Here is a 23,541-nt window from a genome sequence, read left to right as displayed (position 1 = left end):
CAAACCGGGGTCAGATCACGTTCTGGCCCCGACCAACGACGCGAAACGCCTTGGTCGCCGGTAACCCGGCCTTTTCATACGACCATGGTGCAATTTCGCGATGCCGACTTGCCTCTGATAATACGACCAGCCAAACAGCCAGGCCCAACTGGTGTAGAGGCTATGCAATTCGACACCAAGGGGGAGGATACCCATGAACCGGTTCATCGCGGTGGTTACCGCAGGCTTTCTTGCAACAGGCGTTGCTCAGGCCCAAGTCACAGAGGACGATCTGAAAAACGATCAGTCAATCACCACCCAGATTGTTACCAACGGCATGGGGCGTCATCTACAGCGCTACAGCCCGCTGGACACCCTGAACAAGGACAACGTCCAGAACCTCGTACCTGCGTGGGCATTTTCCCTTGGCGGCGAGAAACAGCGCGGACAGGAAACCCAGCCGCTGATCTATGACGGTGTGATGTATATCACCGGTTCGTACAGCCGCCTCTATGCAATCGACCTCGCGACCGGCAAGGAAATCTGGCAATATGACGCCCGCCTGCCCGAAGGCATTCTGCCCTGCTGTGACGTGGTCAACCGTGGCGGCGCGATCTATGGCGACAAAATCTTTTTCGGTACGCTGGACGCGCGCATCGTTGCGCTTGACCTGAAAACCGGTGACGTGGCCTGGCGCAAGAAGATCGCTGATTACAAGGCCGGGTACTCCTATACTGCTGCGCCTCTGATCGTGAACGGTCTGGTTATTACCGGCAACTCAGGCGGCGAATTTGGTGTCGTCGGAGAAGTACAAGCCCGCGACGCCGACACAGGTGATCTGGTCTGGACACGCCCGGTGATCGAAGGCCACATGGGTACGCTGAACGGCGAAGAGTCCACCATGACCGGCACGCTGAACGCGACCTGGCCTGGCGACATGTGGAAAACCGGCGGTGGTGCCACATGGCTTGGTGGTTCGTATGACATCGAAACCGACACGCTGGTCTTTGGCGCAGGCAATCCCGCGCCGTGGAACAGTCACCTGCGCGATGCAGGCACACCGACCGAGGGCAATACCGGCGACAACCTCTATGCCGCCAGCCGTATCGGCATCGACCCTGCGACCGGCGACATCAAGTGGCACTATCAGACCACCCCGCGCGAAGGCTGGGATTATGATGGCGTGAACGAAGTCGTCGCCTATACCGACCGCGAGGGCAACAAGCGCTATGCCACCGCCGATCGCAACGGGTTCTTCTATGTCCTGAACCGCGAAGACGGTGCCTTTGTCAGCGCCACGCCTTTCGTCAAGGATATAACCTGGGCTGAAGGCATCGACGACACCGGCCGCCCGATCTTTGTCGAGGACAACCGCCCGGGCAACCCATCGGACGCCGTGGATGGCAAGAAAGGCGATGTGGTCTTTGCCTCGCCGGGCTTCCTTGGTGGCAAGAACTGGATGCCGATGGCGTTCAGCCAGAATACCGGCAATTTCTACGTCCCTTCCAACGAATGGGGCATGGACATTTGGAACGAGCCGATCAGCTACAAGAAAGGTGCCGCCTATCTTGGTGCCGGGTTCACCATCAAGCCGAACTACGAAGACCATATCGGCAGCCTCAAGGCGATTGATCCTGACACCGGTGAAATCAAGTGGGAATACAAGAACGACGCGCCCCTCTGGGCCGGCGTGATGACCACAGCGGGTGGCCTTGTGTTCACCGGCAACCCCGAGGGCGAAATCATCGCGTTTGATGACGAAACCGGTGAAAAACTGTGGTCGTTCAACACTGGTTCCGGCATCGTCGGTCAGCCTGTCACATACGAACTGGATGGCGAACAATATGTCTCGCTAATTTCCGGTTGGGGTGGCGCGGTTCCGCTCTGGGGTGGCGAAGTGGCCAAGAAGGTCAATTACCTGAACCAAGGCGGTATGCTCTGGACGTTCAAGCTGCCCCGGCAGTTCGCCTCTAACTGAGTTACCAGCTATCTCAAAAGAACGCGCGCCTGACTGGCGCGCGTTTTCCGTTTCTACGACTTTTCGACAAGTGCGCCTTTCGCGCCTCTTTGCTAGCCTTTGGGTAAGCAACGCGATAGGTTTCCCGTGAACATGATGAATAACCGCAACACGCCCGTCACGTTTCAGTCCGCCTTGATCGTGGATGATCACCCGCTATTTTGTGACGCGCTGTCGATGACCCTGCAGACTGTTGCCGGGATCGGCAAGATCGACAGCGCTGCAACGCTGCAAGAGGCGATGCAATGGTTGCACGACCATGACGCACCTGATGTGATCGTCCTGGACCTGAACCTGCCCGACGTGAACGGGCTCGAAGGGGTGATACGGATGCACAATGCGGCCAACGCGCCGATTGTCGTGGTGTCGTCGATGGCCGACAACCGGGTCATCAGTTCGGTGATCCATGCCGGGGCTGCTGGCTTTGTTCCAAAGCACAGCCAGCGCGCCGTTTTCCGTTCAGCCTTCGAGACCCTCGCTCAGGGACAAGTTTTTGTACCGCCCGGCTATGACCTGCTCGAGAGCGACGAGTCGGTGCCGCGCAACGATGCGGTCAATCGCCTCGCGAGCCTGACCAATCAGCAGGCCCGCATCCTGCAACTGATCTGCGAAGGCAAGCTGAACAAACAGATTGCCTATGACCTGTCGATCGCCGAAACCACCGTCAAGGCGCATGTCACCGCGATCATGCGCAAGCTGGGCGTGCAAAGCCGTACCCAAGCCGTGCTGATCGCCAAGGAAACCAGTTTCGGCAGCGTCTTGTCAGACCGCATCTGATCTGCATAGCATCAGCCTGCCAAACAGGGAGGAGCGGCTATGGAGCAGACCAATGGTCTGTCCGGTGCATTGTCACGCATGTCGGGTATCGTGCGGTCGGCGTTTGCCCATCACGATGCGCCGGATGCGATTGGCGACCTAGCCAAGGCGCTTGATCCGTCTGATCTGGCCGCCGTCGTGCTCTTTGTGACACCCGAGGCCGATGTTGCCGAAACCATCGCGCGCGCAAAGGCGGTGTTTGCCCCCGCCCCTGTTGTCGGCTGTACCACAGCAGGCGAGATCTCGAGCCAAGGCTATGCCGAGGGTGAAATCCTGGCAATCGGGTTGCCACGCAGCCATTTCATCACCCGGACGTTGCTGGTTGCGGACCTGAAATCCTATGACGCGCAATCGGTGATCGACCAGATGATCCGCAATCGAAACGAGATGATCAGGGATGAACCCGACTGGGGCTATGAGTTCACATTTTTGATGATCGACGGGATGTCGACACGCGAAGACACCTTTGTGTCCGAGTTGTCGATTGGTCTGGGGCCGGTTCCGTTGTTTGGCGGGTCTGCCGGTGACGGAATGGATTTTGGTACGACCTATGTTCTGAATGACGGCGTTGCACACGATAGCGCCGCGGCCCTGCTTCAAGTTCGCACGCGATGCCCGATCAAGGTATTTAAGACCGATCATCTAATCCCCACCGATCAACGCATGGTGGTCACCCAAGCTGACCCGGATCGACGGATCGTCTATGAGATCAACGCCGAACCTGCCGCGCGCGAATATGCCCGATTGCTTAACAAGGACCCCGAACAGCTCACTACGTTTACCTTTGCCGCCCATCCGGTCGTGGTGCGCATTGATGGGCAGCATCATGTGCGTGCGATTCAGCAGCTGAACGCAGACGGAAACCTGAATTTCTTTTCCGCAATCGACACCGGACTTGTCCTGACCCTCGCCGAGCCGGAAAACATGGCCACGCATCTTGAGCGCGAGATCGGCCAGCTGTCCGCGCAGCGCGAACCAGATGCAATCCTCGCGTGCGACTGCGTGTTGCGCAGGCTTGAAGCGCAGGAAAAACAGATGACCGGCGCACTTTCGGACATCCTGTCGCGCAATCGGGTGGTCGGGTTCTCGACCTATGGCGAACAGTTCAATTCGATGCACGTGAACCAGACCCTGACCGGCGTTGCGATCTATCCGCCTGACGAGGACTAAGGCCATGGCTGACTCGCTGATCAACCCGCTTGATTCCATCGAACGACAGAATGAAAAGCTCCGGGTCATCGCAAGCGCGCTGATGCAGCGGGTCGAACAAAGTGTCGATGCCGCAGGTGCCGCCTATGCTCAGTTTCAACGCGCTGCCTTGCTTGAAGAAGAGGTGCGTGCCCGCACCCGCGATCTGGAACGTGCGCTCGATCTGCTCAATGAATCCAACGCCCGCCTTGGCGTTGCAAACAGCGAAACAGAAGCGGCCCGAGCAAACCTCGCGAATGCGATCGAGACTGTGCAAGAGGGGTTTGCCCTCTTCAATGCGGCGGACGAACTGGTCATGTGCAACAGCCGGTTTGGCATGCACATGCCCGACATTCGACGGCAACTGCAGCCCGGGCTGAGCTTTAGCGAGTATGTGCGCATCGTCAGTAGCAGTAGCAATCTCGCGCTTCCCGAACGGGAAACCACGCAAATTTGGGCCGAGCAACGGCTTGAGCGGCACAAGGATGTCAGTGTCATCTTCAACGTCCGCATGTCGCGTGACAGGTGGGTGCAGGTCAGCGAACATCGCACCCCTGATGGCGGCACCGTAATCCTGCAAACCGACGTGACCGATATCATGCGGTTGGAACGACAGGAACGAGACCGGATCCTCGATGATCAGGCATTATTGATCCGCGCCACGCTGGAACATTTGCGACAGGGCGTGTGCATCTTTGATCAGCTTGGGCGGCTGGTCGGCTGGAACCGCAGGGTCGGTGAATTGCTGTCGATCCCCATCGGTCGGTTCTCGATCGGCAGCAGCTTTCAGACCATTTATGAACAGTTCCGCCGCGAGGTATCGATCTCTGACGAATTGACCCATGGCGAAATCGAAGATTGGGCGCTCGGCACACGCCGCAGTGGATCGCTGTCGTTTGAGATCGAACATCGCTCAAACCGTGCACTTGCGGTGTTCATGCAGGAAATGCCCGACCGTGGCTTTGTCATCAGCTTTACCGATGTGACGCCTGAACGCACCGCCATTCGCGCCATTTCCGAAGCCAACGAAATGCTCGAACTGCGGGTCATGGAGCGCACGCTTGATCTTGAGGATGCCCTGTCCGAAGCCGAGCGGGCCAATGCCTCCAAGTCCCGCTTTGTTGCCGCCGCCAGCCATGATCTGTTGCAACCTCTGTCCGCTGCCAAGCTCTATGTGGCCTCGCTGGATGGCGATGCCCTTGATCCGCAATCACGACAAAGCGCCACCAAGGCCGCGAGCGCCTTGCAGAGTGTGGAAAACATCCTGTCTGCCCTGCTCGATATTTCCAAACTCGACTCTGGGCAGGCCAACCTGCACCTGTCGACCGTATCGCTGGACCGGTTGTTGCTACAACTGCGTGACGAACTGGCTCCAACGGCTGCCGCCAGTGGTTTGGACCTGCGGGTGTTGCGCACAGGTGCAGATGTTCAGAGTGATGCGACCTATTTGCGCCGTATATTGCAGAACCTCATGAGCAACGCCGTTCGCTATACAAACCAAGGCCGCATTCTGGTCGGTGCAAGGCGGCTACGCAATGCTGTCCGGGTCGAGGTATGGGACACCGGCCCGGGCATTGCCGAAGAGGAACAGGAGCTGATCTTTGGTGAATTCCAGCGCCTGAATGCCACCGCCAGCGCCGCCGATGGGATGGGGCTAGGCCTTGCCATCGTCGAGCGTGCCTGTGCCCTGCTGAGCCATCCGCTGCAGCTGCGCTCTCAGGTTGGGCGTGGCACTGTGTTTTCGGTTGAACTTCCGCTTGCCCCGCGGGATCGCTCACCGGTTGCGCCAGATGCAACACTGCCCGAACCAAGCCCGGACAATCTGCAACATCGCATCGTGCTCTTGATTGAGAACGACGACGAACTGCGCAACGCCCTGACCCTGACGATGGAAAACTGGGGGCTGGATGTGCTCCCCTGTGAAAACGGGTCGGCGGCGCAGGCTCTGTTGACCGATATCGACATGGCCCCGGACGTGATTGTCGCCGACTATCAGCTTGATGAGGGCAAATCCGGTCTGGATGCCATTGCCGACATCACCAAAGCCTTTGGCCCTGCCCCCGCCTGTATCATTTCGGCCAACCGCAGCGTCGAGTTAGAGCTGCAATGCAGAGAACTCGGGCTGCCGCTACTGCACAAACCCATCGATACGGACCGCCTGCAACGGTTCCTGTCAGGCAGCACACCCTGATCCAGCGAGCGTGCGAGTCCCGCTAGCTTGCCAGACTCGGCAGATAAAGCACGATGGCCGGGAACGCGACCAGCAACGCAATGGTCACGGCATCGGCAATAAAGAACGGCATCACGCCCTTAAAGACGTCCTGAACCGTCAGGTCATCCCGCACGCCTGCCACCACAAAGCAGTTCAGCCCGATAGGCGGCGTGATCAGACAGAACTCAGCCATCTTGACCACCAGAATCCCGAACCAGATCGCGCACATGGGACCCGACATGCCAAAGGCACTATCGGCTGCAGCCACGGTTTCTCCGCCGTTCAGCGCCATGACCGCCGGATAGACCACCGGCAACGTCAAAAGCAGCATCCCGATCGCATCCATGAACATACCCAGCACCGCATAGGCGAGCAGGATACAGACCAGAATCACCATCGGTGACATCTCTAGCGATGTGATCCAGTCGGCAAAGGCCGCTGGCAATTCGGCAAAACCGAGAAAGCGCACGTAGATCAGAACGCCCCAGATGATCGTAAAGATCATCACGGTCAGCTTGGCGGTGTCCAGCAAGGCAGATTTCAGCTCGGTCCAGCGCATTCCACGATAGAGCGCCATCAGAAACACGATGAATGCGCCGATTGCGCCGCCCTCAGTTGGCGTGCCCCAGGCATCGCCAAATGGGTTGTAGACAAAGAAGATGATGATCACGACGACCGCCACAATGGGCAGCGCCGGGGGCAGTGACGCGAACCTCTGACCCCAAGTAAACCCACGTACAGGCGGACCGACGCTCTTGAACGTCAACGCGATGCTTATGATCAGGATTGCGTAGACGATTGCCGAGAACGCCCCCGGAATGAACCCGGCGAGCAGCAGCTTGCCAACGTCCTGTTCAACGATGATGGCATAGATCACCAGAATGGCCGAGGGCGGGATCAGCGAGGCAAGTGTGCCCCCTGCCGCCACCACCCCGGCGGCGAATTGCTTGTTGTACCCGATCTTCAACATCTCCGGAATCGCGATGCGGGCAAACACCGCTGCGGTGGCAACCGACGCACCGGAGACGGCAGCAAAGCCTGCGGTCGCAAAGACCGTCGAGACCGCCAGCCCACCCGGCACCCATGCGATCCAGCGTTTCGCGGCCTCAAACAACGCAGTGGTCAGGTTCGCGTAATAGGCCATATAGCCGATCAGGATAAACACAGGGATCAGGCTCAGAACCTGCGCGCTGACCTTGGAATGCGGTGTCAGCCCGGCGATGCGCACGCTGATTTCCAGCGCCTTGCCAAAGCGTTCCGGATCATAGTCAAAGCCGTTCCAACGCAGCCAGACCAGCCCGACAAACCCCGCCATACCGGCGGCAAACGCCACCCGCATCCCCAAGAGCACCATTACCAACAATCCAGCGCTGGTCCACAATCCGATTGCAATAGGTTCCATCAGTCGTGCCCCGCAAGCTGGCTGGCTTCGGCCTTGGCCTGATCGGCCACGCTCAAATTCAAAGGTACCGCTACCGGATTTTCAAGGCCGAGCACCAGTGCCCGCCCATAGCCCACCGCCTGCAGGATCAACCGCAGCACAAGGACGCCGAACGCCACCGGCACGACCAGTTTGGAGGGCCAGGTTGGCAGGCCGATATCTATCGAGCTGTCCCGGCTGCACCACGGTCGCGCGCAATCAAATGACCGCGCGAAATGTTCCCATGCGCCCCAGGCCAGCGCCGTGATCAACACCAGTATCAACAGGATCGAGATCAGCTCGAACAGCCACAGGATGCGCCCTTTCAACGAACCGACCAGCATATCCATGCGAATATGCGTACCGTCCCGTTGAACATAGGAAATGCCCATGATGGCAATGATCGGCATCGCCGCTTCGATATAGTCGACATACCCCAAGAGAGGCGACCCAAAGAATTTGCGCCCGATGACCGAATAGGCCGCGAGAAACATCAGCGAGAAAATCGCCAATCCGCTCAGCAGCGCGCAGAACCGCTCGACCGGCAACAAGGCCCGGTCCAGTCGGCTCAGCAGGCTGGAATCTTCCAGAACCGCGGCAGAACCCGCCATGTGCTCACCTCATTATTTGAAGACGGGGTCGCGCAGCTTGCGCGCCCCCGCAATACTGATCGCTATCTGATCAGTTGGTGCCCTTGGCGTCTGCCAGTGTCGACTCGACCAGATCATACAGTTCCTGACCCGGCAGGCCCTGCTCTTCGATATCCGCAATCCAGGCAGCACGGATCGGATCGGCGGCAGTGGCCCGGAACGCGTCCAGCTCGGCATCACTGATTTCAACTTTGGTGACACCCTTTTCTTCCAATACAGCGTCCCACTTTTTCAGCAGTTCACCATAGTTGGCGAGATAATGTGCAATCGCTTCCTCGACCGAACTGTCCAGCGCCTCGCGCTCTGCATCAGTCAGGCTGTCATAGGCATCAATGTTGACCACAACCGGGCAATTCACCGTGCCGGGATTGAGGTTCGCAGTCCACCAGTCGGCCTGATTGATGGTGCCGAACGACAGATGCGCGTGCTGCGCAAAGGCCACGGTATCGACAACACCGGATTCCATCGCCTGATAAGCTTCGGTCGCAGTGACCGATGTGGGAACCGCGCCAACGGCTTCGAACGCCTTACCCAGCCCACCGGTCGCGCGCACGCGCATACCTTCGAATTCGCCGAGTTCATCGCGAGGATCACCGGTGCCGACGATGTTGTATTGCGGCATTGGCGAGGTCATCAGCAGCTTGGCATTCCATTGCGCCATTTCTTCCTGCACGGCCGGATGCGCGTAAACAGCATGGCTGACCGCGACTTCCTCGTCCAAATTGGACACGCCGAGGAACGGCAGTTCCAGCACCGTGATCAGGCGATTCTTGTCCGGGTGATAGCCCGCACAGAACTGCGCCATTTCGAATGCACCGATGGATATCCCGTCAAGGTTCTCGCGGTTCTTGGACAGGCCGCCATAGCTGACGTTCATGGTGAATTCGCCGTTGGTTTTTTCGCTGACAAGCTCGGCGAGCTTTTCGACATGCTCGGTAAAGGCGCGGCGCTTGCCCCAGACGGACACATTCCATTCGGTGGCCGAAGCCTCGGCGACAAAAGATACGGAAATCGCCGTAGCAACGGCCCCGGTCAACATCTTGTTCATAAGGTAATCTCCCATACTGCGGTCCATTCACCAGACCGCTTGGCATAAACGCTAGCGCGGCGGCCTCGTGAAGCCAAGCCCCCGCTTATTAATCAGGCGGCAAGACGGGCTCTTGTCGATTCGCAGCCATCGTATGAACGGATTGCCTTGTAATTGCCGCAAAGATGCCGCATCGCGGCAGAAACATTCTTGCTGAACAATATGTCACACCCGATCTATTCGTTCGATTACCTTGCGGCAACCAACACAGTTACCTGCCCGCAAAGGACTGTCCACGATCAGTTAACAGTCAATGCATTGCACATGCACAAGAAAATGTGAAATGATGGGATTAATTTACAGATTTCCCTCCCATCTCGCAAAAACTTTACAAACTAATCGTTTTGTTTCGGTAAGTTATTTCATTATTTTCACATACCGTTACTATTTGTCGGGACAGGTGTCCGGGTCTATTTTTCCGGCGCCGGCTTGAAAAATAGCCTTGCATCACAGTCAGAGGGAGGAGCCTCGTATGAGCACGACAGCACCATCAGAAGCGGCCACGCCAAAATCCTATGCCCCTTCGGCAGAGGTCATCGCCAATGCCCACGTAAATGCGGCGAAATATGACGAAATGTATGCCGCATCCGTCAACGATCCAGATGGTTTCTGGGGTGAGCAAGGCAAGCGGATCGATTGGATCAAGCCCTATACCCAAGTGAAAGACGTCAATTTCGATCTCGGCAATGTCAAGATCAACTGGTTCGCCGATGGCACCCTGAACGTGTCGGCCAACTGCATCGACCGTCACCTCGATACCCGTGGCGACCAGACTGCGATCATCTTTGAACCGGACGATCCGAACGAAAACGCCCAGCACATCAGCTATTCCGAACTGCACCGTCGCACCTGCCGGATGGCCAACATCCTTGAGACACTTGGTGTGCGCAAAGGCGATCGGGTCATCATCTATCTCCCCATGATCCCTGAAGCCGCTTATGCCATGCTCGCTTGTGCCCGCATTGGCGCGATCCACTCCATCGTCTTCGCGGGCTTCTCCCCCGATGCGCTGGCGGCACGCGTGAACGGATCGGACGCCAAGGTTGTCATCACCGCAGACGAAGCCCCTCGGGGCGGCCGCAAGACAGCACTGAAATCAAACGCCGATGCCGCGCTGCTGCACTGCAAGGACAGCGTCAAATGTCTGGTGGTCAAACGCACTGGCGGGCAGACCACATGGGTTAACGACCGCGATTTCGACTATAACGAAATGGCGCTTGAGGCGGATGATTACTGCAAGCCGGCCGAGATGAACGCCGAGGATCCGCTGTTTGTACTCTACACCTCCGGATCCACCGGTCAGCCCAAGGGCGTTGTTCACAGCACAGGTGGCTATCTGGTCTATGCTGCGTTGACCCACGAAGTGGTGTTTGATTACCACGATGGCGATATCTACTGGTGTACCGCCGACGTGGGCTGGGTCACCGGGCACAGCTATATCGTCTATGGTCCGCTCGCCAATGGCGCCACCACGCTGATGTTCGAAGGTGTGCCGACCTATCCGGATGCCAGCCGTTTCTGGCAGGTCTGCGAAAAGCACAAGGTCAACCAGTTTTACACCGCACCTACAGCGCTGCGGGCTCTGATGGGACAGGGCAATGAATGGGTCGAGAAATGTGATCTGTCCAGCCTGCGCATTCTGGGGACGGTTGGCGAGCCGATCAACCCTGAGGCCTGGAACTGGTACAATGATATCATCGGCAAGGGCAAATGCCCGATCGTCGATACCTGGTGGCAGACCGAGACCGGCGGTCACATGATGACCCCTCTGCCCGGCGCCCATGCGCTCAAGCCCGGTTCGGCACAAAAACCGTTCTTTGGGGTTCAGCCGGTGGTTCTTGATCCGCAGTCCGGAGAAGAGATCGAAGGCAACGCCGTCGAAGGCGTGCTGGCGATTAAGGACAGCTGGCCCGGCCAGATGCGTACCATCTGGGGCGACCACGACCGGTTCGAGAAGACCTATTTCTCTGACTACAAAGGCTATTACTTTTCGGGCGATGGCTGCCGTCGCGACGCGGACGGTGACTACTGGATCACTGGCCGTGTGGATGACGTGATCAACGTGTCCGGCCACCGGATGGGCACCGCCGAAGTCGAAAGCGCGCTGGTCGCACACCCCAAGGTCGCCGAAGCCGCTGTTGTTGGCTATCCGCACGACATCAAGGGCCAAGGCATCTACTGCTATGTCACCCTGATGAACGGTGTTGAATCCAGCGACGAATTGACCAAGGAGCTGCGCACCTGGGTGCGGACCGAAATCGGTCCGATTGCATCGCCCGATGTCATTCAGTGGGCCCCCGGCCTGCCCAAGACCCGCTCTGGCAAGATCATGCGCCGTATTCTGCGCAAGATCGCCGAGAACGATTATGGCTCGCTTGGCGATACCTCGACACTGGCCGATCCGTCGGTTGTCGATGATCTGATCGCAAACCGCGCGGGGTAAGGGAAATGGACGCCAATACCATGACCAAACCCGCCGTTCTGATCCTGCTGGGCCCTCCGGGGGCCGGCAAGGGCACACAGGCCCGGATGCTCGAAGAGAAATTCGGGCTGGTGCAACTGTCCACTGGTGATCTGCTGCGTGCAGCTGTCGCCGCAGGCACCGACGCCGGCAAAGCCGCCAAGACCGTTATGGAAGCCGGAGAACTGGTCAGCGACGAGATCGTGATCAACATCCTGCGTGACCGTCTGGCAGAGCCTGACTGCGCCAAGGGCGTGATCCTCGACGGTTTTCCCCGGACAACGGTGCAGGCAGAGGCACTGGATGCGCTGCTTGCTGAATCCGGGCAGGGCATCAATGCCGCGGTCAGCCTTGAGGTTGACGATGCGGCGATGGTGACCCGCATTTCCGGTCGCTTTACCTGCGGTGATTGCGGCGAAGGCTATCATGATAAGTTCAAGGCCCCCAAGGTTGCGGGGACCTGCGACAAATGCGGCAGCACCAACATGAAGCGGCGGGCGGATGACAACGCCGAAACCGTCGCCAGTCGTCTGGTTGCTTATCACGAACAGACCGCACCTCTGATTGCCTATTACAAGGCCAGGGACGTTCTGAAATCCATCGACGCGATGGGTGATATCGACACGATCGCCACAGATTTGGCAGCGATCGTGAAACAGGCCACGGCCTGACAAGACCGGGTCATCGCGCCAATACCGCGATGACCATCATCTTTTGGAGGAAGAAGGAGGAACCGCCATGGCGGAACAACCCACCCATGCCACGAGCACCGCTGAGTCCGACAAGGGCTATTGGGCTGCAAACGTGCGCATCATTCTGATCAGCCTCGTCATCTGGGCGCTGGTTTCTTTCGGATTCGGCATTCTGCTGCGTCCGATGCTGTCGGGCATTGCCGTCGGAGGAACGGATCTCGGGTTCTGGTTTGCACAACAGGGATCGATCCTGGTGTTTCTGGCGCTGATCTTTTTCTACGCATTCCGCATGAACCGGCTCGACGCGGAATTCGGCGTCGAAGAAGAATAAGGGAGCAGGATTTATGGATCAGTTTACGATTAACCTGCTGTTTGTGGGCGCATCCTTTGCGATCTACATCGGCATTGCGATCTGGGCCCGTGCGGGTTCCACATCCGAGTTTTACGCCGCCGGTCGCGGCGTTCACCCGGTCACCAACGGGATGGCAACGGCTGCTGACTGGATGTCGGCCGCGTCGTTCATTTCGATGGCTGGCCTCATCGCCTTTACCGGCTATGACAACAGTTCTTATCTGATGGGCTGGACTGGTGGCTATGTGCTGCTGGCACTGCTGCTTGCGCCTTACCTGCGCAAATTCGGCAAGTTCACCGTGTCGGAATTCATCGGTGACCGTTTCTACAGCCCCACCGCCCGCCTCGTGGCCGTGATCTGTCTGATCGTGGCGTCGACCACATACGTGATCGGCCAGATGACTGGTGTTGGCGTGGCCTTTGGTCGGTTCCTTGAGATCTCCAATACTGCGGGTCTGCTCATCGGTGCCTGTGTCGTCTTCGCCTATGCGGTGTTCGGCGGTATGAAAGGCGTGACCTATACGCAGGTCGCACAATACTGCGTTCTGATCATGGCCTATACCATTCCCGCCGTGTTCATCAGCCTGCAACTGACCGGCAACCCGGTCCCGGCTTTGGGTCTGTTTGGCGACTATGCCCCGACGGGCGAGCCGCTGCTGGCCAAGCTGGATGCGATCGTGACCGAGCTTGGTTTCAACGAATACACCGCCCACAATGGTGATACGTTGAACATGGTGCTCTTCACCCTGTCGCTGATGATCGGTACTGCGGGTCTGCCCCACGTCATCATGCGCTTCTTCACTGTGCCGCGCGTTGCTGATGCACGCTGGTCGGCTGGCTGGGCGCTGGTCTTTATTGCTCTGCTCTACCTGACGGCTCCTGCCGTTGGCGCCATGGCCCGTCTGAACATCACTGACATGTTCTGGCCCAATGGCACCAATGCCGAAGCCGTGTCGGTCGAAGAGATCAATACTGATCCGCGGTACGACTGGATGGCCACCTGGAAAAAAACCGGGCTGCTCGGCTGGGAAGACAAGAACCACGACGGCAAGATCCAGTACTACAATGACAAATCCGAAGTCATGCAGGCAAAAGCCGCAGAAAAAGGCTGGAAAGGCAACGAGTTGACCAACTTCAACCGGGACATCCTGGTTCTGGCCAACCCGGAAATCGCCAACCTACCCAGCTGGGTCATCGGCCTGGTGGCCGCGGGCGGTCTTGCGGCTGCTCTCTCTACCGCTGCGGGTCTGCTTCTGGCGATTTCGTCTGCGGTCAGCCATGACCTGATCAAGGGTCGCTTTGCACCCGAGATTTCGGAAAAAGGCGAGTTGATGTCTGCACGGATCGCCATGGCGGTTGCCATCGTGGTCGCGACCTATCTGGGTCTCAACCCTCCGGGCTTTGCGGCGCAGACGGTGGCCTTGGCCTTTGGTCTCGCGGCAGCATCGATCTTCCCAGCCCTGATGATGGGCATCTTCTCCAAGAAGGTGAACAACACCGGTGCCGTGGCGGGTATGCTGGCTGGTCTAGGCACAACGTTGATCTACATCTTCCTGCACAAGGGATGGTTCTTTGTCGCCGGCACTGCCAGCTTCGCGGATACTGATCCTCTGCTGGGAACGATCCAATCGACCTCGTTTGGTGCGGTTGGTGCGATGATCAACTTTGCGGTTGCCTACATCGTATCGGGCATGACCAAGCCGGTTCCGCAGGACATCGTCGAGCTTGTCGAAAGCGTCCGGGTGCCACGTGGTGCAGGCGCTGCGTCAGCAGACCACTAAAAAGTTTGGAGCGGGCGTATTCCCCCGGATACGCCCGCCCTCCCCGGTCCCGCCCGTTGCACTTCGGGCGGGACCACATCTGTTTTCAGACCCCGGTGAACCATGACCCTACCCGTCGATGAAATTCTGCGTTTTCTCAGATCGGTCCACCCTTATGACAGCCTCGCCGCCGACACGCTTGACGGCATTGCGCAGCGCTTTCAGGTGTTGAACATCGACAAGGGTCAACCGATTTATACCTTTGGCGAACCAATGGCGGGTCTCTACCTGCTGCATGATGGTGAAGTCGAAGTCCGCGACGGAAATGGCAGCCCGGTCTCGCTGCTTGGCCCACGCAATTCGTTCGGAGAACGCGGGTTGATCCGCGACAACAAGGCCGTGACTTCGACCCGTGCCGCAGCCGACAGCGTGTTGTTGATGTTGCCACGCGCCGATTTCGACACTTTGATGACGACCGAGCCGACATTCGCCAAATTCTTTGATCGCCGCCGCAACGACGTCCGCCGAGGAAGCGACCTCGCCACCAGCCGCGTGCAGACCTTCATGGCAAAGACACCGGTGACTTGCCCTCTGCAAACCAGTGTACAGCAGGCGGCGCGATTGATGCACGACAAGCATATCTCGTCACTTTGCATCGTGAACGACGACAGGCTGGCCGGGATTGTCACCACCCGCGATCTGACCGGCAAAGTGCTGGCCCCCGGCCTGCCGTGCACCACCCCTGTCGAACAGGTAATGGCCCATGATCCTTTGACACTGTCGCCTTCTGCCATCGGCTCGGACGTGTTGCACGCGATGATGGAGCACCGAATTGGCCACATTCCGATCGTCGAGGCGGGCAAGCTTGTCGGGATTGTCACCCAGACCGACCTTACGCGGTTTCAGGCGGTCAGCTCTGCCGAGTTGGTCAGCGCCATCGCCCGCGCCGATACCGCAGTGGAAATGGCCCGCGTAACAGCCGAGATTCCGCGCCTCTTGGTGCAGTTGGTCGCGGGTGGCAACCGGCACGAGGTTGTGACCCGGCTGATCACCGATATCGCCGATACGGCCACCCGTCGCCTGCTGAAACTGGCCGAAGCGACATTGGGCCCGCCCCCGGTTCCCTATCTTTGGCTCGCCTGCGGGTCGCAGGGTCGGCAGGAACAGACCGGCGTTTCGGATCAGGACAATTGCCTGATCCTTGATGACGCGGTCACTGACCAGCAGATGCCCTATTTCGCCAAGCTGGCCAAATTCGTTTCCGACGGATTGGATACCTGCGGCTACTTCTATTGCCCCGGTGACATGATGGCCACCAATCCGCGCTGGTGTCAGCCTGTGCGCGTTTGGCGGCAGTACTTTCAGGGATGGATCGCCAAGCCCGATCCAGAGGCGCAAATGCTCGCCAGCGTCATGTTCGACCTGCGCCCCATCGGCGGCGACAAATCTCTGTTTGACGGTCTGCATACGGATACGCTTCAGGCCGCCAACCGCAATTCGATTTTTGTGGCGCATATGGTTTCCAACTCGCTCAAGCACACGCCGCCGCTTGGCCTGTTGCGGGGGTTTGCCACGATTCGGTCGGGCGAACACCGCAACACGATTGATCTGAAGCTGAACGGCGTGGTGCCGGTTGTCGATCTCGGTCGCATCTACGCGCTGCAGGGCAAATTGACCGAGGTGAACACGCGCGCCCGTCTGCGAGCCGCCGAGGCCGCAGGGGTGCTGTCAGCCTCAGGCGGGCGCGACCTGATTGATGCCTATGATCTGATTGCGGAAACCCGGCTGAACCATCAGCTTGTTCGTATCAACGCAGGCGACGCGCCGGACAACTTTATGCCCCCCACGACTCTTTCAGACTTTGAGCGAAGTCATCTGCGGGATGCGTTCGTGGTGATAAAGACAATGCAGTCGTCTGTGGGCCAAGGACGTGGCATGTTGAGTTGATCGCCGCCGGCGGCAACGGAGGATGCTGTTGGCCGGTTTGAATGAGGGAAACAGGTGATGTATTGGCATCGCCTGAGGAGGACACGGAATGTTTCTGGAACTGATCGGGACGGTATTCGCTGGCATCGCTGCAGCGGGTTTGTTCATGCTGCTCAACCGTGTGATCGGTGGGCGCCTGCCGCGTTGGGCCGCCCCTGTTGCGGCAGGCTTTGCGATGATCGCCATGACCATTTCGATGGAATACAGTTGGTACAGCCGCACGATCGCCAGCCTGCCCGAGGATGTCGAAGTCGCGGAAACGGTCGAGAAAAAGAGTCTCTATCAGCCTTGGACCTATGTCGTTCCCTATGTGAACCGATTTGTCGCCGTCGACGCAGCCTCTGTCAAACGCCACCCGGATCGCCCCGATCAGCGGATTGTCGATCTCTATTTCTTTGGCCGCTGGTCCCCCTTGCGCAAGATGCCGGTCGCATTTGACTGCGCTGCCAGCCGCAGCGCGGTGCTGAGCAGTGACACGCAATTTGGCGGCAACGGTGACATTGTGAATGCCGACTGGCGCGATGTCGGAGAAGACGCCGAGGTCCTGAACGCAGCCTGCAAGGTGTCGTGATGTTCACCAAGCTCAGCCTGCGCCTGCGGATATTCCTGTTCTTCTGCCTGCTGGCCGGCGGCAGCGTCGCTATAACGGTCATCTCGCTCATGATTGGCTATGGCCGTGCCGGACTGCCAGAGACGCTGGATGCATTTGTGTTCGCCGGCATCGTCTCGGTGTTCTTGCTGGTAGCGCTGATTGCCGCGATCTGGCTGCTGTTTGACGAGAACATCGCGAAACCCATTGAACGCATCGCCTCTGACATGCGCGCGCGCGCCCATGCGGGAGTCGTCGGTTCGATGAATATGCAAGCTGCCCGCTATCTTGGCGATCTCGCACCTGCTGCCGAGGCCGTGACCGACAAGCTGACGGACAATGCCGCGTCGACGGCCGAAAGGGTAGCATCGGAAACGGCACGCCTCGCGGCGGACAAAGAATGGCTGACCGCGCTCCTGACCGAAATTCCGGTGGCGATGATAATCGTGAATCCGTGCCACCGGATCGTGCTATATGATGGCCAGGCGGCAGGCGTGCTCGCCCAGATCGCACATCCGCGTCTTCAGGCTTCGCTGTTTGACTATCTTCAGCAGAAGCCGGTCGAGGCCGCCTTCCGCAAACTTGCCAAAACCGGCAAGGAGGTCGGATTTACCGCCCAGAGCGTTACCGGAAAACAGAGTTTCGACTTACGAATGAAACCACTGGGCAGCGCCCATGGGTATCTGCTGACACTCGACACCAGTGCTGCGCAGATTGCCCCGGACGAGGCGCGACCACTGGTCTATGACTTTGACCTTCTCGATACACCCGGCGATGACGCGTTTGAAAACCGCACCCTGTCTGATTTGTGCTTTGTGGTGTTTGACACTGAAACCACCGGCCTGCTGCCGCACAAGGACGAGGTCGTACAAATTGGTGCGGTGCGTGTTCTGCGCGGGCGCATTGTCGAAGGCGAAGTGCTGAATACTCTGGTCGACCCAGGCATTCCGATCCCCGCCGCGTCGACCAAGGTCCACAAGGTGTCCAACGCGATGGTGGCCGGTGCTCCGAAAATCTCCGAGGCTGGGCGAAGCTTTCACAAGTTTGCCACTGACGCCGTGATCGTCGCCCATAACGCCCCGTTTGATATGGCGTTTCTACGTCGTCATGCGGCGAGCATGGGCGTGGATTGGGATCATCCGATCCTCGATACGGTACTGCTCTCGGCCGTGATATTCGGCGCATCGGAAACCCACACTTTGGATGCGCTCTGCGACCGGCTCGGGGTGACCATTCCCGAAGCACTGCGTCACACAGCACTCGGCGACGCACAAGCCACCGCCGAGGTTCTCTGTGCGATGCTCCCGATGTTGGAAGCACGCGGAATGAAGACCTTTGGCGACGTGATCGCCGAAACCCGCAGACATGGACGCCTGCTTGAGGATTTGAATTAGAAAGGCCGGGTTGAAACCCGAAAGCCACAATTCATAGTTTGGCCCCCACTCCTATGACAAAACGGCGCATCGTGATAATCAGCTCATTGCGCCAAGGATGATCTCTAGCGGGGTTTGCACGTGCCGCTTCCCCGTGGCGGCGGCATGTCTGAGCCACCATTCAGGTATGCAGTCACGTTCATCTTTCCGGTCGCTTTGTTCAGACGAGCGGAATAATCGACATTGACCGAACGGCGGGTGTTGGTGAGCTCAATGTTCGGCACAAACCAATTGATCTTGTAGTATTTTGAGTTCTCGCCAGAAAGTTCTGTCGTAATTGGTTTTCCAACGTATTTCTTGATGAAACCAGCATACACTGTTGCCTGTTTCTCGTTCTTGTCGATTTCAACAAAGAGTTCGCTGGGGATCCAACCATAAGGTGAATTCGCTTGAAGGTCGCATTTAAGGGATTGTTGCGCAGCTGCGGGCATTGCGAAACAAATTGTCACGATAGCAAATAGCTTTTTCATCCCGTCCTCTCAGAAATACACAAAAATGAATTTCAGTATCGTACAGGAATCTATGGTTATTGTTGAGTCCGGAATTCAAAGTTTCTCTATCAGAAAACTCCGACCCGAGACTTGGGCTGCGCAGCGACTTTGAACAGCGAAAACACATATTCAGCGACAGACCGGAAACAGATGATCTGGAACGTTTCATCATCCGTCATCCAGATCGCCGCCGGCACCTGCGCCATGCGGGTGCGGCGGAATGCTCCCGGCTCAAACGCTGTGGGCGAAAAGTCGACCGGGCACAGCTTGGCCATGACCTCACGCGCGGCGGGGCCGGAAACGCGAAACAGCGCCCGCGCATCTGACACGTGAGCCACCAATGCATGGCTCTGGGCCAGAGCTCGTTGCAGGGTCTCGACATTCGCGCTGACGTCGGCATGTGGGCAGAGCAACAGCAACTCGTCCGGAGACATCCAGCACAGGCCACCTGCCCTGTTTCCGGCAATGCGTCCGGTGTCCGGTAGATCGACACCAGCCACCGCGCGGGCTGCCGTTTTTAGCGCTTTGGCAGAGAGGTCACCACGCAGGGTGATCATCCCTTGCAGCCCATATTCTGCGATGCTAGCGATGCCGTCAAAGCTAGCGTTGTTCAGGGCACTGACTGGTTCAGACATTCTGCTTCTCCCCGTCCTTGTCATAGAAAACCTGGTCCACAATCCGGGCGGCATAGGTCTTGCCATCCGCGCATGGGAATGCGAGTTCCTCGCCCATCCGGCTCGGGCCATTCAGCACGAGGCCCATCGCAATGCCACGGTCAAGCGTGGGCGAATAATAGGTCGACGTCACCCGCCCCTGCGTTATCCGCTGCCCGTTGGCATTCACACCTTCGCCCACGGCATAGGCACCGTCTGGCAGCACCGATCCGTCAGTCGTTTCCAGCCCCACCAGCTTCCACCGGTCGGGATCGGTCATATGGCTTCGGGCCTGCGCCCGCTTGCCTAAATAGTCGTCCTTTTTCTTGGAGATCGCCCAATCCAGCCCAAGGTCCTGCGGGATGACGGTGCCATCGGTTTCATCACCGATCATGATAAAGCCCTTTTCAGCCCGCATGATGTGCAGCGCCTCGGTGCCGTATGGCATGATACCGAAGTCCTGCCCCGCCTCGATCAGCGCGGTCCAGAAGGCCAGCCCCTGCGACGCCGGAACCGCAATTTCATAACTCAGCTCGCCCGAGAACGAGATACGATAAGCCCGCGCGTCAAAGCCCCCGATCTGCCCGTCAGCCCAAGCCATGAACGGCAGCGTCTCGGCACTGACATCCATGCCGCCAAGTTTTTCCAGCAGCTTGCGCGCATTTGGCCCGACAACGCCAATCTGGGCGTATTGTTCGGTGACATTGGCGACATAGACCTGCCAATCCCACCATTCGGTCTGCAGCCATTCTTCCATGTGCGCGTGGATATGTTCTGCCCCGCCGGTGGTGGTATGACACAGGAAGGTATCCTCATCGATGCGCGCGACCACGCCATCATCCATGAGGAAGCCGTTCTCGTTGCACATCAGGCCATAACGGCAGCGCCCCGGTTTCAGCGTCGACATCATGTTGGTGTAGAGCATGTCGAGGAACCGGCCCGCATCCGGCCCCTTAACGATCAGCTTGCCCAACGTCGACGCATCCAGCAAACCAAGGGCTTCGCGCGTGTTCTTGACCTCGCGCACCACGGCGTCATGGACAGACTCAGCCCCCCGCACAAAGGCATAGGGCCGCCGCCACTGACCAACCGGTTCCCAGTCGGCACCATGTGCCGCGTGCCAGTCGTGCATCGGCGTGCGGCGGATCGGCTGAAACACATCGCCACGCGCTTCGCCCGCAATCGCGCCCATTGAAATCGGCGTATAGGGCGGGCGGAACGTGGTTGTACCAGTAGCCGGAATCGGCTGACCCAGGGCATCTGACAGGATCGCGAGACCATTGATATTGCTCAGCTTGCCCTGATCTGTCGCCATACCCAAAGTGGTATAACGCTTGGTATGTTCGACGCTCTCGAACCCTTCGCGCGCGGCCAGTTGCACATCAGACACCTTGACGTCGTTCTGGAAATCCAACCAGGATTTCGACCGCAAATCCACATGCGCATCGCGTGGCATCAGCCAGACAGGTTCCAATGGTAATTCCGTAGTGGTTTCGCCCACCGGCAACTTGGCATTCTTCGGTTTGAACCCGGCCGCCTTGGCCGCAGCTTTGCCAGCCGCCGCAGCATCTTTGAGCGCTGCGCCAAGGCCAAGTTCTCCATTGGACGCGCCCGCTGCCAGCACAAACCCAGTTCCATCCGCGCCCAAGGGCGGGCGTTCGGGATCGGGACGGAAACATGCCTGCGCCTCATCCCACAGCAACTTACCGCCGCAGTGGGACCACAGATGCACGACAGGCGACCAACCGCCCGACATCGCGACCGCGTCGCATTTGACCTCTTCCAGCGCACCACCGATGCCGTCCTGCGCACAAATCTGGACGGTTTTCACCCGCTTGCCGCCAGCAACCTTGCCAATCGCGCGGCCCGGATCGATGCGGATGCCCAGCGCCCGCGCCTCTTCCATCAATGTGCCGCCACCCGCACTGCGGGCATCCAGAACGCGGATCACATTCACCCCCGCCTCTTTCAGACAGATCGCCGTGCGGTACCCATCGTCATTGTTGGTGGCGAGGACGACACGCTCGCCGGGTGTCACGCCAAAATTGACCACATAATCCCGCATCGCCGAGGCCAGCATAACGCCGGGAACATCGTTACCTGCGAAGGACAAAGGCCGTTCAATCGCCCCGGTTGCCGTGATGATCTGCGCCGCCCGGATCCGCCACAGACGGTGACGCGGCCCCTGCACCAAAGGCAGATGATCGGTCAGCCGTTCATAGCCCAAGGCATAGCCGTGATCATAAACCCCGGCCCCCATGCAACGGGTGCGCAGGGTGACGTTTTCCATCGCCTCAAGCTCGGCAACGATTTTTTCGATGAACTGCTCAACAGGCTCACCATCGACCGTGCCGCCATCAACAGGAGAACGTCCCCCCCAGAACGCGGTCTGTTCTAACAGCAGCACCCGCGCACCACTTGCAGCTGCGGTCTTTGCTGCCATCAGGCCCGCGATGCCGCCGCCGATCACCAGAACATCGGTGAAAGTATAGAAATGCTCGTAAGTGTCTGCATCCCGATCCTTGGGGGCCTGCCCCAGACCGGCGGACTGCCTGATAAACGGCTCATACACGCTTTTCCAAAAGGCGCGGGGATACATGAACATCTTGTAATAGAACCCGGCCGGCAACAGCCGCGACAGGTGCTTGTTGATGCCGCCAATGTCGAATTCAAGCGATGGCCAGTGGTTCTGGCTGCGCGCGGTCAGCCCGTCAAACAGCTCGGTCGTGGTGGCGCGCTGGTTTGGTTCAAAAGTTGCGCCCTGTCCCATGTTCACAAGCGCATTGGGCTCTTCCGCGCCCGAGGCCACAACTCCGCGCGGACGGTGATACTTGAACGATCGACCTACCATCATCTGGTCATTGGCCAGCAGCGCCGAGGCCAGCGTATCGCCGGGATGCCCCGCTAGCGGTTTGCCGTTGAAGGAAAAGCCGATCCGCTTGGACCGGTCGATCAGACGACCGTGGGTGTTCAGTCTCTTGCTCATGGCCGATCCTCGATTGGCATTTCAGAACGGGAATTTCGCAGGATCATTCCGAAGCCTCCCATGTCCAGTCGGGATGCGATTTCTTGATGGCCTTCACGATATCCTTTGGCGGCGCATAGCTTTGCGCAGGATAGGTGCCAAAAACCTGCAGCGTCATCGTATCACGCGCCGCATGAAACCACTTGCCGCAGCCATAAGAATGCCGCCAGCGTTCGAAATGCAGACCGCGCGGGTTCTTGCGCGAGAACAGATAGTCATGAAAGTCATCTTCCGATGCGCCCGGACCAAAGCGTTTCAGATGCGCTTCGCCGCCGGGGGACAGTTCGGTTTCATCGGCTTTCACCCCGCAATAGGGACAGGTGAGGGTCAGCATTGTCTCATCCTTTTGGTGGCAGGCTGGCGGCATTGGCCAGCGACATTTCGGTAAGTGTGGCGCGCAGCGTGTCGTCGTCGAACCCGCCTTCGTCAAGTTCAACCAGACCGCCCATGGAACGGCCGGTGAACGACAGCGGACTGGCCCCTGCGTCCAAGGCCGCGGCCTCGCGGTTCTTGCCCGGACGATACATCGCGCCGTGCTTCATGACGCCACACACCATGTGACCGTGCAGCAGAAAACACAGGCCGCCGAACATCTTTTTCTCGGACAAGCCCGGCTCCACGCCGAGATCGGCACGCATGGTTTCGGCCATGGGTTCGGAATAGGACATCAATGGCGCTCCGGTCCTGACGACGGTGCGGCGCGCATGAGAAGGGCGGACGCCTCACGGCAC

The 23,541-nt window shown here is 58.7% G+C and carries 19 protein-coding genes; 11 read left to right on the top strand and 8 right to left on the bottom strand.

The window, feature by feature from the left end; all coding sequences use genetic code 11:
• Positions 1–193 precede the first annotated feature (193 nt).
• The 4 genes from ABJO75_RS09840 (at position 194) to ABJO75_RS09825 (ending at position 6,191) form a co-directional block, all read left to right on the top strand.
• A complete protein-coding gene (locus ABJO75_RS09840; protein WP_348129635.1) occupies positions 194–1,957 on the top strand; it encodes a PQQ-dependent methanol/ethanol family dehydrogenase in 1,764 nt (587 codons plus the stop codon).
• 132 nt (positions 1,958–2,089) lie between these two features.
• The gene (locus ABJO75_RS09835; protein WP_348129633.1) at positions 2,090–2,773 is read left to right on the top strand and encodes a response regulator transcription factor; all 684 of its coding nucleotides are present in this window, start codon (positions 2,090–2,092) and stop codon (positions 2,771–2,773) included.
• A 78-nt stretch (positions 2,774–2,851) separates the two neighbouring features.
• The gene (locus tag ABJO75_RS09830; RefSeq protein ID WP_348130457.1) at positions 2,852–3,982 is read left to right on the top strand and encodes an FIST N-terminal domain-containing protein; all 1,131 of its coding nucleotides are present in this window, start codon (positions 2,852–2,854) and stop codon (positions 3,980–3,982) included.
• A gap of 4 nt (positions 3,983–3,986) precedes the next feature.
• Complete coding sequence (locus ABJO75_RS09825) at positions 3,987–6,191, top strand: PAS-domain containing protein (protein WP_348129630.1); 2,205 nt, start codon at positions 3,987–3,989, stop codon at positions 6,189–6,191.
• Between the two features lie 22 nt (positions 6,192–6,213).
• Here the strand turns inward: ABJO75_RS09825 and ABJO75_RS09820 are convergent, their stop codons facing one another.
• The 3 genes from ABJO75_RS09820 to ABJO75_RS09810 form a co-directional block, all read right to left on the bottom strand.
• Positions 6,214–7,614: a TRAP transporter large permease gene (locus ABJO75_RS09820; RefSeq protein ID WP_348129627.1), complete on the bottom strand. Its 1,401-nt coding sequence runs from the start codon at positions 7,612–7,614 to the stop codon at positions 6,214–6,216.
• Positions 7,614–8,243 (bottom strand): TRAP transporter small permease, encoded by a 630-nt coding sequence (locus ABJO75_RS09815; RefSeq protein ID WP_348129624.1) that lies wholly within the window; start codon positions 8,241–8,243, stop codon positions 7,614–7,616. Before ABJO75_RS09815 ends, ABJO75_RS09820 begins: the two co-directional genes overlap by 1 nt.
• 70 nt (positions 8,244–8,313) lie before the next feature.
• Positions 8,314–9,330, bottom strand: a complete 1,017-nt coding sequence (locus ABJO75_RS09810; RefSeq protein WP_348130454.1) for a C4-dicarboxylate TRAP transporter substrate-binding protein — start codon at positions 9,328–9,330, stop codon at positions 8,314–8,316.
• Positions 9,331–9,841: 511 nt separating this feature from the next.
• Between ABJO75_RS09810 and acs the strand changes: the two genes are divergently transcribed.
• From acs to ABJO75_RS09775, 7 genes are all read left to right on the top strand, one after another.
• Positions 9,842–11,812: an acetate--CoA ligase gene (acs, locus tag ABJO75_RS09805; RefSeq protein ID WP_348129621.1), complete on the top strand. Its 1,971-nt coding sequence runs from the start codon at positions 9,842–9,844 to the stop codon at positions 11,810–11,812.
• 5 nt (positions 11,813–11,817) lie between these two features.
• Positions 11,818–12,501, top strand: a complete 684-nt coding sequence (locus tag ABJO75_RS09800) for an adenylate kinase (protein WP_348129618.1) — start codon at positions 11,818–11,820, stop codon at positions 12,499–12,501.
• 67 nt (positions 12,502–12,568) lie between these two features.
• Positions 12,569–12,853 carry a DUF4212 domain-containing protein gene (locus ABJO75_RS09795; protein WP_348129615.1) on the top strand — a complete coding sequence of 95 codons (285 nt, stop codon included), beginning with the start codon at positions 12,569–12,571 and terminating at the stop codon, positions 12,851–12,853.
• Between the two features lie 13 nt (positions 12,854–12,866).
• The gene (locus ABJO75_RS09790) at positions 12,867–14,654 is read left to right on the top strand and encodes a sodium:solute symporter family protein (RefSeq protein ID WP_348129612.1); all 1,788 of its coding nucleotides are present in this window, start codon (positions 12,867–12,869) and stop codon (positions 14,652–14,654) included.
• Between the two features lie 102 nt (positions 14,655–14,756).
• Positions 14,757–16,580, top strand: a complete 1,824-nt coding sequence (locus tag ABJO75_RS09785) for a DUF294 nucleotidyltransferase-like domain-containing protein (protein WP_348129609.1) — start codon at positions 14,757–14,759, stop codon at positions 16,578–16,580.
• Between the two features lie 88 nt (positions 16,581–16,668).
• A complete protein-coding gene (locus ABJO75_RS09780; protein ID WP_348129607.1) occupies positions 16,669–17,190 on the top strand; it encodes a hypothetical protein in 522 nt (173 codons plus the stop codon).
• Positions 17,190–18,602: an exonuclease domain-containing protein gene (locus tag ABJO75_RS09775; RefSeq protein ID WP_348129604.1), complete on the top strand. Its 1,413-nt coding sequence runs from the start codon at positions 17,190–17,192 to the stop codon at positions 18,600–18,602. Before ABJO75_RS09780 ends, ABJO75_RS09775 begins: the two co-directional genes overlap by 1 nt.
• 104 nt (positions 18,603–18,706) lie before the next feature.
• Here the strand turns inward: ABJO75_RS09775 and ABJO75_RS09770 are convergent, their stop codons facing one another.
• From ABJO75_RS09770 to ABJO75_RS09750, 5 genes are all read right to left on the bottom strand, one after another.
• On the bottom strand, positions 18,707–19,111 hold the full coding sequence (locus ABJO75_RS09770) for a hypothetical protein (protein WP_348129601.1): 405 nt from the start codon (positions 19,109–19,111) through the stop codon (positions 18,707–18,709).
• Between the two features lie 89 nt (positions 19,112–19,200).
• Positions 19,201–19,767, bottom strand: a complete 567-nt coding sequence (locus ABJO75_RS09765) for a sarcosine oxidase subunit gamma family protein (RefSeq protein WP_348129599.1) — start codon at positions 19,765–19,767, stop codon at positions 19,201–19,203.
• Entirely contained in the window at positions 19,760–22,771 is a 3,012-nt protein-coding gene (locus tag ABJO75_RS09760; protein ID WP_348129596.1) for a sarcosine oxidase subunit alpha family protein, read from the bottom strand. Before ABJO75_RS09760 ends, ABJO75_RS09765 begins: the two co-directional genes overlap by 8 nt.
• Before the next feature lie 43 nt (positions 22,772–22,814).
• Positions 22,815–23,144, bottom strand: a complete 330-nt coding sequence (locus ABJO75_RS09755) for a sarcosine oxidase subunit delta (RefSeq protein ID WP_348129593.1) — start codon at positions 23,142–23,144, stop codon at positions 22,815–22,817.
• Between the two features lie 4 nt (positions 23,145–23,148).
• On the bottom strand, positions 23,149–23,478 hold the full coding sequence (locus ABJO75_RS09750) for a TfoX/Sxy family protein (protein WP_348129590.1): 330 nt from the start codon (positions 23,476–23,478) through the stop codon (positions 23,149–23,151).
• Positions 23,479–23,541 lie beyond the last annotated feature (63 nt).

Source organism: Sedimentitalea sp., from assembly GCF_039973035.1.
In the GTDB taxonomy this organism is placed as follows: domain Bacteria; phylum Pseudomonadota; class Alphaproteobacteria; order Rhodobacterales; family Rhodobacteraceae; genus Sedimentitalea.
Note: the sequence above shows the minus strand (reverse complement) of the source record. Positions and strands in the feature narration are given on the sequence as shown.

Coding starts and splice junctions, on each gene's coding strand:
- ABJO75_RS09840 (WP_348129635.1), top strand. CDS start 194: ATGAACCGGTTCATCGCGGTGGTTACCGCAGGCTTTCTTGCAACAGGC.
- ABJO75_RS09835 (WP_348129633.1), top strand. CDS start 2,090: ATGATGAATAACCGCAACACGCCCGTCACGTTTCAGTCCGCCTTGATC.
- ABJO75_RS09830 (WP_348130457.1), top strand. CDS start 2,852: ATGTCGGGTATCGTGCGGTCGGCGTTTGCCCATCACGATGCGCCGGAT.
- ABJO75_RS09825 (WP_348129630.1), top strand. CDS start 3,987: ATGGCTGACTCGCTGATCAACCCGCTTGATTCCATCGAACGACAGAAT.
- ABJO75_RS09820 (WP_348129627.1), bottom strand. CDS start 7,614: ATGGAACCTATTGCAATCGGATTGTGGACCAGCGCTGGATTGTTGGTA.
- ABJO75_RS09815 (WP_348129624.1), bottom strand. CDS start 8,243: ATGGCGGGTTCTGCCGCGGTTCTGGAAGATTCCAGCCTGCTGAGCCGA.
- ABJO75_RS09810 (WP_348130454.1), bottom strand. CDS start 9,330: ATGAACAAGATGTTGACCGGGGCCGTTGCTACGGCGATTTCCGTATCT.
- acs (WP_348129621.1), top strand. CDS start 9,842: ATGAGCACGACAGCACCATCAGAAGCGGCCACGCCAAAATCCTATGCC.
- ABJO75_RS09800 (WP_348129618.1), top strand. CDS start 11,818: ATGGACGCCAATACCATGACCAAACCCGCCGTTCTGATCCTGCTGGGC.
- ABJO75_RS09795 (WP_348129615.1), top strand. CDS start 12,569: ATGGCGGAACAACCCACCCATGCCACGAGCACCGCTGAGTCCGACAAG.
- ABJO75_RS09790 (WP_348129612.1), top strand. CDS start 12,867: ATGGATCAGTTTACGATTAACCTGCTGTTTGTGGGCGCATCCTTTGCG.
- ABJO75_RS09785 (WP_348129609.1), top strand. CDS start 14,757: ATGACCCTACCCGTCGATGAAATTCTGCGTTTTCTCAGATCGGTCCAC.
- ABJO75_RS09780 (WP_348129607.1), top strand. CDS start 16,669: ATGTTTCTGGAACTGATCGGGACGGTATTCGCTGGCATCGCTGCAGCG.
- ABJO75_RS09775 (WP_348129604.1), top strand. CDS start 17,190: ATGTTCACCAAGCTCAGCCTGCGCCTGCGGATATTCCTGTTCTTCTGC.
- ABJO75_RS09770 (WP_348129601.1), bottom strand. CDS start 19,111: ATGAAAAAGCTATTTGCTATCGTGACAATTTGTTTCGCAATGCCCGCA.
- ABJO75_RS09765 (WP_348129599.1), bottom strand. CDS start 19,767: ATGTCTGAACCAGTCAGTGCCCTGAACAACGCTAGCTTTGACGGCATC.
- ABJO75_RS09760 (WP_348129596.1), bottom strand. CDS start 22,771: ATGAGCAAGAGACTGAACACCCACGGTCGTCTGATCGACCGGTCCAAG.
- ABJO75_RS09755 (WP_348129593.1), bottom strand. CDS start 23,144: ATGCTGACCCTCACCTGTCCCTATTGCGGGGTGAAAGCCGATGAAACC.
- ABJO75_RS09750 (WP_348129590.1), bottom strand. CDS start 23,478: ATGTCCTATTCCGAACCCATGGCCGAAACCATGCGTGCCGATCTCGGC.